18 protein-coding genes are annotated in these 17,126 nt (G+C 47.6%); 11 read left to right on the top strand and 7 right to left on the bottom strand.

All coding sequences use genetic code 11. The annotated features are described in order from the left end of the window. Window positions 1–183 precede the first annotated feature (183 nt). The 9 genes from BUQ91_RS04910 (at window position 184) to BUQ91_RS04870 (ending at window position 8,921) form a co-directional block, all read left to right on the top strand. Window positions 184–726 (top strand): hypothetical protein, encoded by a 543-nt coding sequence (locus BUQ91_RS04910; RefSeq protein WP_072828875.1) that lies wholly within the window; start codon window positions 184–186, stop codon window positions 724–726. Between the two features lie 46 nt (window positions 727–772). Next, the gene (locus BUQ91_RS04905) at window positions 773–1,099 is read left to right on the top strand and encodes a hypothetical protein (protein ID WP_072828877.1); all 327 of its coding nucleotides are present in this window, start codon (window positions 773–775) and stop codon (window positions 1,097–1,099) included. A 176-nt stretch (window positions 1,100–1,275) separates the two neighbouring features. Next, window positions 1,276–2,526 (top strand): glucose-1-phosphate adenylyltransferase, encoded by a 1,251-nt coding sequence (gene glgC / locus BUQ91_RS04900; protein WP_072828879.1) that lies wholly within the window; start codon window positions 1,276–1,278, stop codon window positions 2,524–2,526. Window positions 2,527–2,718: 192 nt separating this feature from the next. Continuing rightward, window positions 2,719–3,540, top strand: a complete 822-nt coding sequence (locus BUQ91_RS04895; protein ID WP_074208358.1) for a NifU family protein — start codon at window positions 2,719–2,721, stop codon at window positions 3,538–3,540. A gap of 138 nt (window positions 3,541–3,678) precedes the next feature. Continuing rightward, window positions 3,679–4,593 carry a hypothetical protein gene (locus tag BUQ91_RS04890; RefSeq protein ID WP_074208357.1) on the top strand — a complete coding sequence of 305 codons (915 nt, stop codon included), beginning with the start codon at window positions 3,679–3,681 and terminating at the stop codon, window positions 4,591–4,593. A gap of 75 nt (window positions 4,594–4,668) precedes the next feature. Beyond that, window positions 4,669–5,721, top strand: coding sequence for an IMP cyclohydrolase (locus BUQ91_RS04885; RefSeq protein ID WP_074208356.1), 1,053 nt, complete (start codon window positions 4,669–4,671; stop codon window positions 5,719–5,721). A gap of 17 nt (window positions 5,722–5,738) precedes the next feature. Beyond that, the gene (locus BUQ91_RS04880) at window positions 5,739–6,194 is read left to right on the top strand and encodes a hypothetical protein (protein WP_072828910.1); all 456 of its coding nucleotides are present in this window, start codon (window positions 5,739–5,741) and stop codon (window positions 6,192–6,194) included. Further along, window positions 6,195–7,526: a methylenetetrahydrofolate--tRNA-(uracil(54)-C(5))-methyltransferase (FADH(2)-oxidizing) TrmFO gene (trmFO, locus tag BUQ91_RS04875; protein WP_074208355.1), complete on the top strand. Its 1,332-nt coding sequence runs from the start codon at window positions 6,195–6,197 to the stop codon at window positions 7,524–7,526. 3 nt (window positions 7,527–7,529) lie between these two features. Beyond that, on the top strand, window positions 7,530–8,921 hold the full coding sequence (locus BUQ91_RS04870; protein ID WP_074208354.1) for a GntR family transcriptional regulator: 1,392 nt from the start codon (window positions 7,530–7,532) through the stop codon (window positions 8,919–8,921). Between the two features lie 23 nt (window positions 8,922–8,944). On the opposite strand, the gene BUQ91_RS04865 is transcribed toward BUQ91_RS04870, so the two are convergent. The 4 genes from BUQ91_RS04865 to gatB all read right to left on the bottom strand — a co-directional run bounded on the left by BUQ91_RS04865 (window position 8,945) and on the right by gatB (window position 12,369). Further along, a complete protein-coding gene (locus BUQ91_RS04865; protein ID WP_074208353.1) occupies window positions 8,945–9,490 on the bottom strand; it encodes a hypothetical protein in 546 nt (181 codons plus the stop codon). A 136-nt stretch (window positions 9,491–9,626) separates the two neighbouring features. Continuing rightward, a complete protein-coding gene (locus BUQ91_RS04860) occupies window positions 9,627–10,361 on the bottom strand; it encodes an IMP cyclohydrolase (protein WP_074208352.1) in 735 nt (244 codons plus the stop codon). 137 nt (window positions 10,362–10,498) lie between these two features. After that, window positions 10,499–10,891: a hypothetical protein gene (locus tag BUQ91_RS04855; RefSeq protein WP_074208351.1), complete on the bottom strand. Its 393-nt coding sequence runs from the start codon at window positions 10,889–10,891 to the stop codon at window positions 10,499–10,501. A 20-nt stretch (window positions 10,892–10,911) separates the two neighbouring features. Then, entirely contained in the window at window positions 10,912–12,369 is a 1,458-nt protein-coding gene (gene gatB / locus BUQ91_RS04850) for an Asp-tRNA(Asn)/Glu-tRNA(Gln) amidotransferase subunit GatB (RefSeq protein ID WP_074208350.1), read from the bottom strand. Window positions 12,370–12,614: 245 nt separating this feature from the next. On the opposite strand from gatB, the gene BUQ91_RS04845 reads away from it, so the two are divergent. After that, window positions 12,615–13,391, top strand: a complete 777-nt coding sequence (locus BUQ91_RS04845; protein WP_072828929.1) for a hypothetical protein — start codon at window positions 12,615–12,617, stop codon at window positions 13,389–13,391. A gap of 10 nt (window positions 13,392–13,401) precedes the next feature. Here BUQ91_RS04845 and BUQ91_RS04840 read toward each other — a convergent pair whose 3' ends face one another. Together BUQ91_RS04840 and BUQ91_RS04835 are read right to left on the bottom strand one after the other, a co-directional pair. Further along, window positions 13,402–13,851, bottom strand: a complete 450-nt coding sequence (locus BUQ91_RS04840) for a type II toxin-antitoxin system VapC family toxin (protein WP_074208349.1) — start codon at window positions 13,849–13,851, stop codon at window positions 13,402–13,404. A 42-nt stretch (window positions 13,852–13,893) separates the two neighbouring features. Beyond that, entirely contained in the window at window positions 13,894–14,973 is a 1,080-nt protein-coding gene (locus BUQ91_RS04835; RefSeq protein WP_254842248.1) for a hypothetical protein, read from the bottom strand. A 122-nt stretch (window positions 14,974–15,095) separates the two neighbouring features. On the opposite strand from BUQ91_RS04835, the gene BUQ91_RS04830 reads away from it, so the two are divergent. Beyond that, window positions 15,096–16,697 carry a hypothetical protein gene (locus BUQ91_RS04830; RefSeq protein WP_074208347.1) on the top strand — a complete coding sequence of 534 codons (1,602 nt, stop codon included), beginning with the start codon at window positions 15,096–15,098 and terminating at the stop codon, window positions 16,695–16,697. Between the two features lie 203 nt (window positions 16,698–16,900). On the opposite strand, the gene BUQ91_RS04825 is transcribed toward BUQ91_RS04830, so the two are convergent. Then, window positions 16,901–17,098, bottom strand: a complete 198-nt coding sequence (locus BUQ91_RS04825) for a hypothetical protein (protein ID WP_014544972.1) — start codon at window positions 17,096–17,098, stop codon at window positions 16,901–16,903. Between the last annotated feature and the right edge of the window lie 28 nt (window positions 17,099–17,126).

Raw genomic sequence — 17,126 nt, 5'->3', positions numbered from 1 at the left:
ATATCAAACGGTGTTTTTTTACAGAAAAATTTTCATTGGAGATTTTATAAAAGTTTCATAATGTAAATAAATTTTTATTGATAAAATAATGAGTAAAAATACACATTCTTGCATTTAATAAATCGAAGGGATAAAGATCCCAATAAACTCATAAATTAAACAAAAACACAAGGAGAAAACAAAATGATGGAACGAGTAATTGCAGGCGGATGGAATATCAATGTTCTCGTTAAAGATTGGCCAGAAGAAGTTAGTGCAGCAGAAGAACAGTTAAACAAACTCATTGGCGCATCTTATAAAGTATTCGCTTATCTTGGTCAGCAGGTTGTTAAAGGCATGAATCATGCCGTTCTCGCAGAACAAATCATTGCAAGTGCAGCCGGAGACAAGAATGTCGTTCTCGTCATTTTCAACGTTTGGGAAGACAAAGTCACGATTACAACAATCGAGCGTATACTCGAAGGTCGTGAGATTCCTGGCGGCATCGTTGTAGACCCAACTACCGATATTCCGGAAGAAGTTATGGTAGATTTCAACAAGGTCATCAGCGGATTTGTAGGTTCCGATGTCAAGCCTTTCGCCTACCTCGGAGGTCAAGTCGTTTCTGGCATTAACCATTTCCTTGCCGCAGAAGTAAAACCGGTTACTCCGTATGCAAGCGCAAAGATTTCTTTGGTTACTGTTAACGCCAAATGCAGATCCATCAATTTTGCAAACATTCTTTAATGTAATAACCGAATAGTCAAAAACAATTAATTCAAGGAGATAAATAATGGATCAGATCAAATCAATCGCACTTCTTAACAAAGGAGCCTACGTTGCTCGAATTGAAGTCAAATGGCAGCATCCTGTTACAGGACAAAAAGGTACGTACGCAGATGGACACGATATTTGCGTAACGGAAGAACGTACCGTTGTCTTGACCCAGACAAACATTCCTGAGGGTGCTCACGTTTATCTGCATGTCGATGTCGTCGCAGGAAGAGACTTGGAAGCCGATGAAGTATTCGAATTCAGCGCAAACGCAAACAAGACTGCAAAATACAGATGCACAGGCACTACGCTTTTCGACCATTTGTATTTTGACGGTCTAGTCTAATTTCCAAAATTAGAACAACTCTAAGCGAGGCGATTTTACATAAATCGCCTTTTTTGTATTTTCTACCCATTTAAGTTTGCTTTTTTTAACAAAAAATCATTTTTCAGAATTTTTTTTGCAAAAAAAATGGTATTTTATAGGCGGTTATTATTAAATCGAATTTACAGAGGAATTTCATGAGCTGGTCATACTCTAGAGAGCACCAAAAGAATATCCTTTGCATGATCATGGCTGGAGGGCAAGGGAGCCGCCTGCAGCCCCTCACCCGCGACCGTGCAAAGCCTGCAGTCCACTTCGGTGGAACCTACCGCATCATCGACTTCGTTCTCAACAATTTCATTAACTCCGGCATTTTCAAGATCAAAGTTTTGACGCAGTTCAAGAGTGATTCCTTGAACAAGCATATTTCTGCAGCTTGGAACTTGAACGCAAGCCTTGACCAATATGTGGACCTTGTTCCGGCACAGATGCGTACCGGCGATGAATGGTACCGCGGCACTGCCGACGCTATTTTCCAGAACATCAACTTGATTACCGATGAACGCCCGGACCTCGTTGCAATTTTCGGTGGCGACCACATTTACAAGATGGACATCAACCAAATGATTGATTTCCACCTTTCCCGCGCAGCACTCCTCACGATTGCCGCCATTCCGGTTCCGGTCGAAGAAGCCCGCGAATTCGGTATTATCGAAGTAGATGCCGACAACCGCATGGTCGGTTTCGAAGAAAAGCCGAAGGAACCGAAGCAGATGCCGAGCCGTCCGGGTTGGTGCCTCGCCAGCATGGGTAACTACCTTTTCACGAGCAAGTTCCTCGTTCGTGAACTTTTGAAGGGCGCAAGTTCTGGCGCAACGGACTTTGGCAAGCACATCATTCCGCGCTTGTACAAGGAATATCCGGTTTACGTTTACGACTTCAACACGAACATTGTTCGCGGAGAACAGGCTTCTACCAAGGGCTACTGGCGCGATGTGGGTACTCTCGATGCCTTCTTCGAAGCAAACATGGACCTTTGCTCCGAGAATCCTCCGTTCGACCTGTACAACAACTACTGGCCGATCCGTACGTTCAACTGGAACCAGCCGCCTGCACGTTTCTTCGCTGGCGACAACAACGCCCATCAGGGTGCTGCCGTAGATTCCATCGTTTCGGCAGGTTGCATTATCGGTGGCGGTACGGTCGTAAAGAGCATTCTTTCGCCGGGCGTGACCATCCAGAAGGATGCTTTGGTCGAAGAATCCATCCTCTTCCCGAACGTGACGATTGGTCCGGGTGCAAAGGTGCGCCGCGCTATCGTTGAAAAGGGCTTGCATATTCCAGCCGGCTTCCAGATTGGTTATGACCTGGAACGCGACAAGCAGCTTTTCCACGTGACCGAATCCGGCATTGTCGTCCTCGCCAAGGATACTATAATCAAGGCGTAAGAGGCAAGCGCAGCGCCTAGCCAAGAGTCGCACCTCAGCGACATCCTGAACCCAGCAAGGGTGAAGGATCCAGTTAAGTCTCGAGTGCCCGCCATAGCGCGGGCATTTCCTTTTTACGTCGAAAATCCTATACTTCGACTAGGCTTTATAAAACCCTCCCCAAAAGCGCTATAAATTTCTAAATTTGCTCGCATGAACGAAGAACAAAGCGCAAAATTTTCTCAGAAGTTACAAGACATTGCTAAAGCTCCCAAATATCGTGGAGCCATTTTCCAGATTGAAGCCGATGAAAAAGGTCTCGCCCTCGTCGATGTGAAAGAAGCGAGCCTTAAGGTCTACTTGATGATTGACCCAGAATGTGACAAAATTTTGGAAACGAGATTTTTCACATACGGCGGTCCGCTCTTTACGGCCCTCGCCGATTCGTTCTGCCGCAAGATTCAAATGGCAACAGTCGATGACGCTTGCAAAATTACCGCCGAAAGCCTCGAAGAAGAATTGCGCGATACGCCGGACGTACGAGCCATCCCGGAAGATGCTGTAGAAATCAAGCAGATGAACCACCTCATCGCGAAGGTTTTAGAGGTCTACCCCGAAAAGAAGGCCACCGCCATTATCGTTCGCGAAAAAATGGAACGCATCAAGTACCGCACGCAGACCGCAGAAGGCCGTGCCGAAGCCGATGCCGAATGGAACGCGCTCACCAAGGCTCAAAAGATCGAAAAGATTGAAGCATGGCTCCACCAGACCGTCCGCGGAACACTCCAGGGCGACGGCGGTGACATCCAAATTCTCGACCTTACCGATGACAATCGCCTGCAAATCCGCTACCAGGGCGCATGTGCCGGTTGCGGTAGCGCTATGGGCGGAACACTCTTCTACATCGAAGACGAACTCAAGAACAACGTTTACTACAACATAATCGTCGAACCGGAAGATCCGCTTGCAAACCTCCCGCAAAATCCAGACTTGCCGGGATTAGATGACAATAATCCGCCCGCAAGCATGTACTAAATTACCGTATTTACGATTTTAAAGAACTTTGATAAATTAGATACAAGAGTCCGTAAAAGCGGACTCTTTTTACTATTAAGCAAATTTTTCATCAACAAAATTTGTATTTTCCATACAAATATTTAAGGAGAAATTGACATGAAGAAAATTCTATCCATTATTTTGTTGACTATTACATTCTCCTTCGCGATTAAATGCACGGATGCTTTGCTAAAAATAGCGCCTGCAATATATTACTTGAACCATAACTACATAATAGTTCAAGAAAATTATCTTGACATATTTAGAGAAGACACTTCATATAGGGAAGTCTATATTCATTGGGACGGCACTATCTCCAATCACAAATTTGATTGGTATGAAAACACACGCTTCATTCTTAGATCCCAAAAAGAAGATCCTCCCTACTCACTAAAAACAAATGCTTTGGACGAAGGCGAATCCATTAATTATACCGAGAATAATTCTGCAGGGCACTTGGTATACAACAGATTTAATACTCTAGAAGATAAAATTGCAAAAAAGCCCTCTCCTTACTTTTCTTCTGATATAGCCTTTACAGGAGACACCCTCATTCTAGCTCGGCATAGATTGACTGATGACAAAACCTTTATTAATAAGCTGTTCCTAAAAAATGACTCTCTTTTCTATTTAACAACCAGCTTTTACGGAGCTTCACAAGATACAGTTGTCGAACAAGAGACTTCGGATTTTATTTACACAAACGATTCAGAAAACGAGGGACGTTGTATCGAATTTAAATACAACAAGGATTCTATTAAATTTGTCCTAAATAACGATCCAGAAATCCTACATATCAAAACCTTTACCCAGCATGGTGATTCAATCATATTCGCCAAAGAATATCCCTCCGATTTTAATTCAAAAACTGAATACGTTTTTCTACCCATAGAAAAGGTTCTGGAGAAAGGCGGAACCATAGCAATAAAAAAGAAGAACTTTTCACAGTTCCCCACAGCACGTAAAAATCACTATTACGATTTAAAAGGCCGTACCTATTCAAAACAGATTCCGTATAGGGTGTTTTTCTAAAATCAAAGGCACAAGAACAATCTCCTTCGGCTATTTTTCTATATTTTTTTCGGAAAAATTCACAAAGGAAACGATATGTCCGAAGAATTGAATCTTAAGTTTGTTGATCCCGTGCCGATGCGCTACGGTGAAAACTCCCACCAGTCTGCAGTGTTCTACCGCGACCCGACCTGCACCGAAGCAAACCTCGCTTCTGCAAAGCAGCTCTGGGGTAAGGAACTTTCTTACAACAACATCGTCGATGCTGACGCAGCCCTCGAAATGGCTCGCGAATTCAGCGATGGCAACGCTGTTGTGATCGTGAAGCACATGAACCCGTGCGGACTTGCTACGGGTGAAACGCTCCGCGAAGCTTTGGAAGCCGCTTGGGCTGGTGACCCGGTGTCCGCTTTCGGTTCTGTGATTGCCGTGACTCGCAAGGTCGACCTTAAGACAGCCGAATTCCTCAAGGGCAAGTTCGTTGAAATTTTGCTCGCTCCGGCTTTCGATGACGACGCTCTCGAATTCCTCAAGAACAAGTCTAAGGACATCCGTCTCCTCGAAGTTGGCGAAATCAAGAAGGCAACCGCCTGCAAGGTTTACAAGCACGTAATCGGCGGTATGCTCGTCCAAGACCGCGACATCGGCACTTGGGAAAAGTTCGAATGTGTCACGAAGGCTCAGTTCCCGAAGAACAAGGAAGACCTCGCCCGCTTCACTTGGCTCGTCACCAAGCATACAAAGTCTAACGCTATCGTGATGTGCTACGAATACAAGCCGGGTTATTTCCAGGTGATGGGTCTTGGCCCGGGTCAGCCGAACCGCATCGACTCGAACCTCCGTCTCTGCCAGCCGCGCGTCCGCGACAACGTTGCCCGCCTCCCGGAAGCAAAGGAATTCTTCGACGAAAACGGCAAGCTCGTGAACGAAACTGGCCTCAAGGCTCTCGAAAAGAAGGTCTTCGGCGAAGTCGTTATGGGTTCTGACGCATTCTTCCCGTTCCCGGACAACGTCGAAGCCGCACATGATGCTGGCGTTCGCTACATTGTTCAGCCGGGTGGTTCCAAGAAGGACGACCTCTCCATCGAATCTGCAGACAAGTTCGGCATTGCGATGGTGTTCACCGGAATGCGCCACTTCCGCCACTAATTTACTATAAGGTAAGAATGATTCCAGTTTCTCAAAAAGAAACAAACCAAAGAGAGAAGGACCTCTACTACGCGGTCCTCTCTTTCTTGAAGTCTGTACGCAAAGCCGGTAAGACAACCGCCAAGGAATGGAACGAATACCGCTCCAAGTTGACGGGTATTGCCCCCTCGCCCGAAATGAGCAAGGCAACCGACATGTGGACAATGGACAACTTGGATCAATTCCAGCCGGACAAGACGCAACTCCCTCCGTTGAATGACATGGAATCCGTTGCAAGAGTATCGCCCGAGTTTTTGTCACAGTTGTTGGAGGCTTTGTACTACGGCATGCTGAACTTGACTCAGGCGAACCTGATTTCAGATGAAATTCAAGACGCGGATCCGGAATGTGTAAGTACGGCATCCCTTGAAGAATTGTTGGTCAAGCTCTGGATCGGAAACGCGAAGAGCTATAGAAAAATTGTTGTAAATTAAATGAACGAACGAGTACGTGTTATTGGTGGCGGTCTTGCTGGCTGCGAAGCGGCTTTACAATTGGCGAGCCGCGGTTTTCAAGTAGATTTGTACGAAATGCGCCCCAACAGGCAGACGCCCGCTCACAGGGACGGACACCTCGCTCAACTCGTCTGTTCTAACAGTTTCAAGGCCTTAGGCATTACAAGCGCCCACGGCCTTTTAAAAGCGGAACTCACGATGCTCGGAAGTTTCCTCTTGGAATGTGCGCGAGAAGCGGCAGTCCCTGCAGGTGATTCCCTCACCGTGAACCGCGATATTTTTAGCGAACTTGTCGAAAAAAAGATTGCCGAATTCCCGAATATCACGCTCCATCGTGAAGAAGTGACAAGTCTCGAAGGCGATTGCCCGACGCTTGTTGCAGCAGGCCCTTTGGCAAGCGACGCTCTCGCCGATGATATTTTCAAGCGTCTCGGCAGCAACCGTCTGCACTTTTTCGATGCCATTGCACCCGTTGTCGAAACAGACAGCATCGACTTTGACCACGCCTTCTACCGCAATCGTTGGGAAAAAGGCGAAACAGCCGACTTTATCAACTGCCCGCTCGACAAGGAAACTTATACAGAATTTGTGCGCAAGCTCTGCGAAGCCGAAGCTACAGAACCACGTCCGTTCGAAAAGAAGGAACTTTTTGAAGGTTGCCTCCCGGTCGAAGAGATGGCGCGTCGTGGCTACGAAACGTTACGCCACGGGCCCATGCGCCCGATAGGGCTTGGGCTTGGAAACAACGGCCATTTGTGGTATGCCGTGATCCAGCTCCGTGCCGAAAACAAGCAAAAGACGTTGTTCAACATGGTCGGTTTCCAAACGCGCCTCAAGTGGGGCACGCAAAAGGAAATCTTTACCATGGTGCCGGCACTGCGCAATGCAAAATTTGCACGTCTCGGCTGCATGCACCGTAACACGTTTATCGAATCGCCCAAGTTCCTCGATAAAACGCTCCGCCTGCGCCCAGAACTCGAATGCGCGAAGGGCATTCCGCCCACATGGTTTGCAGGGCAAATTACCGGTTCCGAAGGCTATACTGAAGCTGTTGCCACAGGTTGGTACGCCGCTTGGAACATGGCCCAAACGATTTTGCATGGACACGCTGATCCGCTCCCAGAAGAGAGCTGCATTGGCGCACTCATGAACCGCCTTGTCGAAGAAAACGAGGACTTCCAGCCGATGAATTTCAACTTCGGTCTCCTTCCCCATCAAGACGGTCTCAAGAAAAAGAACAAAAAAGAAATCCTCGCCGGGAACGCAGAACGCGCCGTTCGAGAATGGATTGCAGCCCGTAACATGGCATAAAATATGCGTGACGAGATCAAACAAGCGATTTTGCAGCAAGAGCTGAAAGACGGGGAAATGCTCCCGTCTGTACGCAAGCTGATGAAAACGTTTGGAGTCTCGTCGGGAACTATCCAGGGCGTACTCAAGCAACTTTCCGAAGAAGGTCTCATTTACAGTATCCGTGGCAAGGGATTTTTCTGGGGCAAGGCTCCGGACGCCAATGATCTTGCGCAAATGCTTTCGAAAACGGTCCATCGCGAAACCGTGCTCGAACGCCTTGAACGCGAATTTTCGACGGACTGGGAAAAAGGATTCCTTGACCCGAACAAGAATTTACCGCTTGCGAAGGAACTCTCCGACCGATACAACGTCTCGCAAACGATTCTCCGCAAATTTTTGATTCATAAAGTCAATCAGGGGATTCTCGTTCGCAGAGGTCGCTTGTACGCATTCGCCTCCCCGCTCAAGACCAAGACGACAAAGAACTTTAGCGAGATTCTGTTCGTCACTCGATGCAATTCGTGGGGCGGTTTTACGGCCGAAAGCGAACGTGAACTCGACTTTTTGCGTCTCGTTTACCAGACCGCCGGTGAACAACATTTCAAGCTCATTCTGCTGGGCATCAACGAAGAAAGCGGCAAGCTCATTGACCGCAGTGGAAAAGTCTGCCGTCTGACAGATTATCCGAATGCAATCGGTGCAGTGCTATCGACACTCTTGGTGCAGAATCCGCACGCGCTTTTGCAGCTCTTTTACGGTGTGAAATACCCCGTATCCGTTTGGTGGGAACACCCGTTGCAGAATATTCCGAGCCGTTTTTTGACGAAAAGCAACTGGGCATTTTTCAACTCGACATTCGGAGAAATTCCGGGATTGCAGGTGGGCAAATACCTTTTGCAAAAAGGCTTCAAAAAGGTCTGCTATTTTTCGCCCTACCACAACAGTTCTTGGTCCAAGGATCGCTTGACAGGCCTCATGAATTCAGGGCTAGAAGTCATTGCATTTACTGATGACGAATACGCAAGCCCGTGGGATTACAAGGAAATTGCAAGACACGAAGTCTCGAGATTTTCCGTCGAATCATACGCACGTAATCTCGTGAAGAAAAAGCTTTTGCAATTCGCCAAGAACGTTCCTATCGATTGCGATTGCTGGGTTTGCGTGAACGATGAAGTCGCAGGACTCTTTTACGAAATTAGCGATGATGGCGATTGCACATTGCCAGGCGACAAGACCGACCCGAACGTACTCGGATTCGACAACTCCGCCGAGAGCTATTTATTGCGCATTGCATCGTATGATTTCAACACCAGCGCACTCATCAAGCAGATTTTCTACTACATCGAAAATCCCGATGGATTCGGGAATAAAAAACGCCTGCACCAGATTCTGGGGCAGGTCATTGAAAAGTAAGTCGGTAGAGAGTAGTTTAACCCCTACCCATCTGTATAGACAATCAAGATTGGCTTGGGGTACTTTTTCGAAAGATTCGTCAAGACGGAATCCTTATCGTTCAAGATTTGAATTTCAATATTCATCGGGGAATCAAAATCGGCTTCAGGAGGAAGGAGCTTGCTTCGAATGGCCCATCCTTTTCGATGAACACCTTTACGTTCGTCATACCACGAGCAATAATTTACCCGATTATAACCCTCATGTTCATCGGCAATATATTCCTTGCCACCCATCGTCAATTTAAACGCAATAGAGGCCTCCAGAATGATGGGAAATTCATCTAGCGAGTCTACGTTATCAAAACACAAAGATGTCCCCCACCATGTTTGGCCGTCGGATCGGGCGCTCCAGAATGAAGGCTTTTCAGGCTTTTCGACGACGAACGATTGCGGTTCTGAGCTTGTCACATCAAGTTCAAAATTGCCAAGCACCTTGAACGAGCCGGACGCGCGTTCCAATGATTTTATTTGATTGGAGGTGCAACCGGCAATCACAAGGAATACGAACAACAAAAGAATCTTTTGCATAAATACCTGCTAGATCGATTTTAAAGTTCTTATTATAAAATAATCTTTTTAATCGTTTAGTATGCAAAAAAGCGAGCCATAAGCCCGCTTTTTCCGCTTAAAAGTTTCACGCCTCGGAACAGAGTCCAGGGGTCGATTACACGTTCTTGTTAACGATAATCGTCTTCGCTTCGAATGTTTCGCGGTCAATCCACTTGACCATCAAGGAAACCTTGTTATCAGCGTTGAGTGCGTCCCAGTAAGCCTTGAGCGTTTCTTCAGCAGTGTTGAAAATCGGCATGAGCTTCGGGAAACCGTTGAAAGACGGAATCGGCTTGCCATCCGTTTCGTACGTGCTGATGAAGTGGCCTAGACCCGGGAGAGCCTTTTCGAATTCAAACGTCATACGTTCGCAGCCAGCGTCTTCGCTATTGTTGCGGCTCTTGAGGATGGAGAGCTTATAGATTGCCGGTTCAGCATTCTTGTAGTGGATGCCGGAAATACGCGGCGTGAAGTTCGGAGCATCGTCTTCGTACTGGCGAGTGCGGAGAGCGCTTTCGAACGTGCCACCGAGTTTAATGGCGTTGTAAATCGTGTCCGTCTGGTCGCCGTTCGTGATGATCTGCACGTCCTTCGTATGGCGAGCCGGATAGTAAATGATGAGGTGCGGGTCCGTGAGCTTGGATTCGTCGAAAGCCTTGGTTTTCATAAAACCAGTATCGGCTTCGATTTCAAACACACGGTTGCGGCTGTTCACGCTGCGACCCATGATCCAGTAAACCTGCACGTAGGACTTGCCATCGGCGCTTGTGCCAAGCACAATGCCACGACCCGGATACGGGTTCTTGGAGAGGTCGTTGAAATTCTGTTTTGCTTCTTCTGTGTAGTTCATAATTAGTTTTTTAGGTTGTAGGTTTTAGGTTATAGGTTTTAAGTTACTGGTTTCGAAAAAGAATTACGCTCATTGTGCGTTTGTTTTGTGCAGCGAAACTGCGATTCTTTGCCTAATACCTAACACCTAATACCTATCTACCTTTTGGGATTGTAATTGTTCATCAGGACCATCGCGAGGGCAACGCAGAACATGATTACGCTACCCACAACCACCTGCTGTTTGTGGTCGTATTCGCGCTTGACGTAAGTCGGATTTTCTTCGTTGAGTTCCTGCAAAGTCGGGCCTTTAGCAAGAGTCGAGGAATCTACGCCATAGACCTTTTCCTTTTGCTCTTCGGTCATGTTCAACGTGCTGACGTAAGAACTATCCGAGCGGTCCATCTTTGCAGAGGCTGAGGTCGGGAACGCGAGAAAGAGCGCGAACAAAACCACGAGCAACAAACTGCCGTGGATTGCCACGCCCCCACTTCGACTACGCTCAGTGACCTTGGGCTCGCAATGACGCTTTCTCGAATTCGAAAAAAACACTCTTTCGTCTCTCGTCTAAACTAGCCTTCCTTAGCGAGTTTGTCGAGAATCTGGTTTACGAGACCCGGGTTAGCTTTGCCACCGGACTTGCGCATGGTCATGCCCACGAGGAAGCCCTTGAGTGCAACCTTACCAGCCTTGAATTCAGCGAACTGAGCTGCGTTGGCAGCGCAGACTTCGCGGACAACGGCTTCGATAGCGGCTGTGTCGGTGACCTGCACAAGGCCCTTTTCCTTCACAATCGTTTCCGGATCCTTGCCCGTTTCGAACATCTCGGCAAACACGGTCTTTGCAATCTTACCGTTGATGGTGTTGTCGGCAATGAGGTTCACGAGAGCGCAAAGCTGTTCCGGCTTGATCTTGAGAGCGGAGAGACCGCCTTCAAGGTCCTTCATCTTGGCGAGGAGTTCCGTGATGACCCAGTTAGCAAGCACCTTGCCGTTCTTGCAGTTCTTGGCGGCGGTGTCGTACCATTCGCTCACATCGCGGTCTTCAGTCAGCACCTGGGCATCGTATTCCGAAACACCGAAGTCCTTCATGAAGCGTTCGCGGCGGGCATCCGGCAGTTCCGGAAGCGTGCGGCGAATTTCATCAACAAATGCCGGATCGGTCACGAGACGGACCATGTCCGGTTCCGGGAAGTACTTGTAGTCGTGAGCGTCTTCCTTGGAGCGGATCACAATCGTCTTGTCGGCGTTGGGATCATAACGCTTGGTGCACTGTTCGACTTCCTTGCCTGCATCGAGCGTCGAGGCCTGGAGGTTCATTTCGCAGTAGAGAGCCTTTTCGAGGTTCGTGAAGCTGTTCAAGTTCTTGATTTCAGCGCGGATGCCGAACGGAGCGTCTTCGGACGGACGCAAAGAAATGTTACCGTCGCAGCGCATGTTGCCGTTTTCCATGTTGGCGTTAGAAACGCGCGTGTATTCGAGCGTCTGCTTGATCTTCTTTAGCACGAGCACGGCTTCTTCGGGGCTACGGATATCCGGTTCGGTCACGATTTCGCAAAGCGGCGTGCCGCAGCGGTTTGCATCAAAATGGCTCTGGGACGGGCTCATGTCGTGGATGAGCTTACCGGCGTCTTCTTCCATGTGGATTCGGGTAATGCCCACGCGCTTCTTGGTGCCGTCGGCCTTCACAATTTCGAGCCAGCCATTCTTGCAAATCGGATGGTCATACACCGGAAGTCCACCCGTCTGCGTAATCTGGTAACCCTTCGGAAGGTCCGGGTAGAAGTAGTTCTTACGAGTCCACATGGCGTTCAAATCGATTTCGCAGTTGAGAGCGAGGCCCAAGCGAATGGCGTATTCCACAGCCTTCTTGTTCGGCACCGGCATAGCACCCGGCATACCGAGGCAAACAGGGCAAACGTGCTTGTTCGGGCTTGTGTTCACTTCAATTTCGCAGCCACAGAACATCTTTGTCTTAGTGGCGAGCTGGCAATGGATTTCGAGACCAATAACAGGACAGTAATTAGACATGTTAAACTCCAATAAATTTTACGCGGAAAAGATAGAAAAAGTAGGAAGTAGGAAGCAGGAAATAGAAAGTAATTAGACGCTTTTGGCGACCGCTACAGTAAATATGCTACACCGAAAATCCATTTTTTTCGCTTCATAGCCTTGTACGCTATTGAAATTAGAGTGTAGCAAAAATCCAACTTAAATTGGTTTTTCACACTAAAAATTTGTAAATTAGGACAAACTCACTTATAAGATCGAGAAAAATGAAATTCACTAAATTTTTTACATTTATTTGCGTAGCAAGTTTTCTTATCGGTTGTGCGTCCGCTCCACCTAAGCCACAATCCGACTACAAGCTCATTCCCGGTGGTGAAATTATCGGAAAGGCAAACAACTATCGTCCAGCAAACATCAAGTACCAAAAAGTCCCCGACAACGTCCAATACGTTTTGGCAAGTGATGAAAAAGTCATCGAAGCTTACAACAAACTTAAAGCAGACCTTGCAACGGACGACGCAATATTCCAATTCAAAAAAACTTTATATATAAAGCCCGGCGCTTGGGCAAGAATTGACGAAATTCACCAGACAGGCGCGTTTAATAAACGGACTCGCACCTATGACGCGACTATACAAAGCGAGAAATTCAAGTTACGCTACGCCGTCCCCAAAACGGCAAAATCGAGAATGGGCGCATGGAATATTATCAAGCGAGATATCCGCTACCCGGCTTTTTACAGTGCCGAAGCAGGCAGCCCAGAAGCAAATGCACTCAGCGAAATCAGCATCCGCTCCATAAACCCAGAAGAAATGACTACAATTTTTTGGTTTAACCCATTTAAGATTGTCGAACCCACGTTTGTTGTCAACGACAAATATCTTATTGAATTTGACGAGGACGGCAACATAGATATGATAGACTACATTCCCTACTATCTACAATACCAAGACAGAGTCAAAGCGGGGCTCGAAGATTACGAGCAAAAGAAAAAAGAATACGAACAAAAAAAGCTAGAATACGAACGGGCTCAGCAAAAATAATTGCTCTAACTTAAATTTCATCGAGCGTAACGACGAGCGCGTCCGTTGCATCACGGAAATTCACACATTCCGTGAGGATACAATCGGCACCGTTCACAAACGCAGTTGCAAGGCGCAAAGCCTCCCCTTCCGTGAGTTTATGATTTGTGCGGGACGCAGCCGCAAAAAGTTCCGCCGCCTTAAGTGAAACGTCAGCATTCACTTCGCAAAGGCGCACGTTCGCAGACTTCTCGAAAAATTCGCGGTACTGCCGAGCAAGTACGCCATCGTTTGCACCGTACGCCTTCTTGCAAATTTCAAACAAAGTCACAGAAGAAACCAAGACCTGCACGTTATTCTCGTAAACGCCGTCCAGTACGTCTGAAACAATCGGATAATAATCCGGATGCATCTGGAGGAGTCGTACCAGTGGCCCCGAATCCAAAAACAAAATGCGACTCTGCTCAATCGATTTAATCATAATCTTCTGCAACAATTCTGCGGGCTTGGGCGAAGCCCACTCTTAATCATCTTCTTTGACGGGTTCGTAAATTTCCATATAAGCGGCATCGTGACGTTGACCGGAACGCATCATCTTGAAACGCCCCGCTCTCGGATAAAAATACCAATTCATCCACTCACCGCTCATGTCAGTGCGCTTGGTTTTGAGAGCAATCGGTTTTTCACCATTGTAAAAATCGCGTTTGTGCGGAATCACGCGTTCCATAGCGCGATAAGTATGCACAGAATTCCCCGCACGGCGTTCTACAGTCCCATGTCCATCCTTGCTCCACGTAATGTTCACGATGCCATGTTCATCCGTCTGCGGTTCACAGGTATCATAGCCACTCGAGCACCACAAGTATTTGGGGAAAGAAAAGCTGTATGAATCCAAATTAAACGTTTCGACAATTCGATTGTTTCCGCGGAACGTCGGATAATTGCCAGCAAGTGTATAACCACCGACATTGTAATCTTCACAACCACGCTGGGCCACGCGGACAACTCGGTTAAACACGTCTACACCAACAGCACAGCCTTCTTCCTTATAAACGAAGCGGGCATGACCATTAATATTTTTCTTTTCGAGGTTTCCCATCTCAATTTCGGCAACATCGTCATCCTTGCCATTCTGCACGATGATGTTAAAACGATTTGCATTGCTCGGAGAACTCTTCAACACAACACGTCCTGTTTCAGAAACGTATTCGCCGCTCAAGTCCGCATATTCCTGCATAAAGCGATCCAGTTCCGAACGCTTTACCCAAACGTCACCAAACTTGCAGTTCACCGGAACATAACGAGGCGGAGCCTTCGGTTCCACTTCTTCGTACGTTACAACACGTTGTTTCTTGGTGACCGTTTGCATTTTTCCGTTTGCACCACGAACTTTTTCTTGCACGTCCACAAAACTTTCGTGTTCAATACGGTCTTTCGGAATCGGGAGTTCCTTGATAGCATCCGAAGACGTAAGGTAACCGAGCGACCGCCTTTCGTCTATTTCACCATTAATTTTCTTATAGACATCCAATTTCATTTGGGCGAACGCGCTCGCCGTAAATAGAACCAACATCACCAACAAGATTTTTTTCAAAACAACCACCTCTTTTGGATATTTAAATTAGATTAATGGGGACATTATATGTAGTAAAAAAAAGATTATGTTAATTTTACTAACATTTAAATGAGTATTTAAACATGAGTTTAACATCAAGGAGATCTCAAATGAAGAAAATGTTTCTTGCTAGTTGCTTACTTGCAGCATCCGTTTTTGCCGCTCCATCGGCAGAAGATGTAAAGGCAGCAACCGAAAAGCCGGCTGTAGAAGCTAAGGCTGCAGTAACTAAGGCTAAGGCCGTCACAGCCAAGAAGAAGGCTAAAGTCGAAAAGGCCAAGGCCGATGCTACTCAGGCTGTCGAAGCAACAAAGGCAGACGCCGCAGCCAAGACTAAGGAAGCAGCAAAGGCTCCGGAAGCCGCTAAGGCCGCTGTTGCAGACGCAAAGACAACTGCAACTGACGCAAAAGCAGCTGCTGTAGACGCCAAAGCCGCAGCAACCGCCGATGCAAAGGCTGCCGCAACCAAGGCTCAAGAAACCGTCAAGGCTACAGAAGCTAAGGCAGAAGCCACTAAGGCCGAAGCTACCGCCGCAGTCGAAGCTAAGGCAGCAGAACCTGTTATTCCGGCAATCGCACCGACTGAAGCTCCGAAGGCAGAACCCGCTCCGGTCGCCGAAGTCAAGGCTCCGGTCGCACCAGCCCCCGTTGTAGAACCGGCACCTGTAGCAGCTCCGGTTGCTGAAGCTCCGGCAGCAGAAGTTGCAGCCGCTGAACCGGCAACCACAGAAAACCGTAAGAAAAAGAAGATGATCGAAAATGCGGTCTTCACCGTTAACGAAATCAACTTCGACATCAACGCAGACTTTGAACTCGAAGCAGGCAAGGTATTCTGGACATCTGAAGACGATGACAATTCCAACAACCTCGAAAAATGGAGCGGCCAAGCTAACTTCGCAATCCTCGCCGAAACAGAAGACTTCAAGGGCAAGCTTGCTCTCGCCTTCTACCCCGGTGATTTGAAGACCGATAGCGACAATCACAACTTGGGCTCTGCAGAAGACTACTTCTCTCTCGACGAAGCCTGGGCTTACCAGAGCAAGGGTCGTTTCAGCTTCAAGCTCGGTCGTTGGGACAACACGGACAAGAATGGTGACTACTTCGGTGGCTACATCGATGGTTACATGAACGGCTTCCTCTCCACACAGGATCCGGAAAACCAGTTTGAATTCGGATTTGCTCCGAACGAAAACATTGACATCGCCCTTTCCTTCATCAGCAAGGCAACTTATCTGAACAAGGGTGACCTCCGCCTCGTGTTCAACTTCCACGATCTCCCGAGCCTCGAAATGTTCGATATCCAGCTCGGCTACCGCAGCAACATTTTCGACAAGGTTCACGATAGCGACATCGACATTATCCACAATGCTTCTTTGAAGGTCCGCGCACCGATTATCCCGGACTTCCTCACTGTATTCGGTGAAGTCGCCCTCATGGATATGTCTAACGACCTCGTTGCCCCGCTCACGGGTGGTGTCGAATTGAACTTCAAGACGGTCGACCGCGTTATTCTCGAAGCTGAATTCGTTCACAACCGTCATAACCACAGCGACTTTATCGGCAGTAAGACAAAGCATGTCAAGGATGTTCTCGGAGCACTTTATCTTGAAAAGGCTCTCACGGACCGCTTCTCGCTCTCCGCTGGCTTCCACAGCTACGGTGCATCTAAAGACTATATGCTCTCTGGCAACTTGATTGGTAGAATAAACTAAGGAGACCACTCGGCTCTTGAGCGATACAAGACTCCGTCTTCGCCTCGCTCTCACAACCGCCCCAGTTTAATAACTGGGGCTTTGTTGTTCACAAAAAAAGCTTAAATATTTTTAACTAAAAAAAATCCTGCGAGTTCATCGCAGGATTTTTTTTGCAATTACAGTTTACTGTCTACAGCCGACAAACAACTGCGGCAAAGCCACTAGAAGCCCTTGCGTTCCAAGTCGAGCAAAAGCGCCTGGAGAGATTCTTCGACCGAAGCACGGAAGCTATTCGATCCAAGGCTGCAACTTGCAACGACTTCGTTACCGGAAGAAATTCGAATGACATCAAAGCCATTTTCGGATGTAAAGCAGACAGTCAAACCTTTATTCAGAGCTTTTTCGAGTAAATCGCGCATAGCGACTCCTTTAATGAGATGTTCAAAA

The organism is Fibrobacter sp. UWB11 (assembly GCF_900143015.1).
Classification (GTDB): Bacteria; Fibrobacterota; Fibrobacteria; order Fibrobacterales; family Fibrobacteraceae; genus Fibrobacter.
The sequence above is the reverse complement of the archived record's forward strand: the minus strand, read 5'-3'. Positions and strand labels throughout refer to the sequence as shown.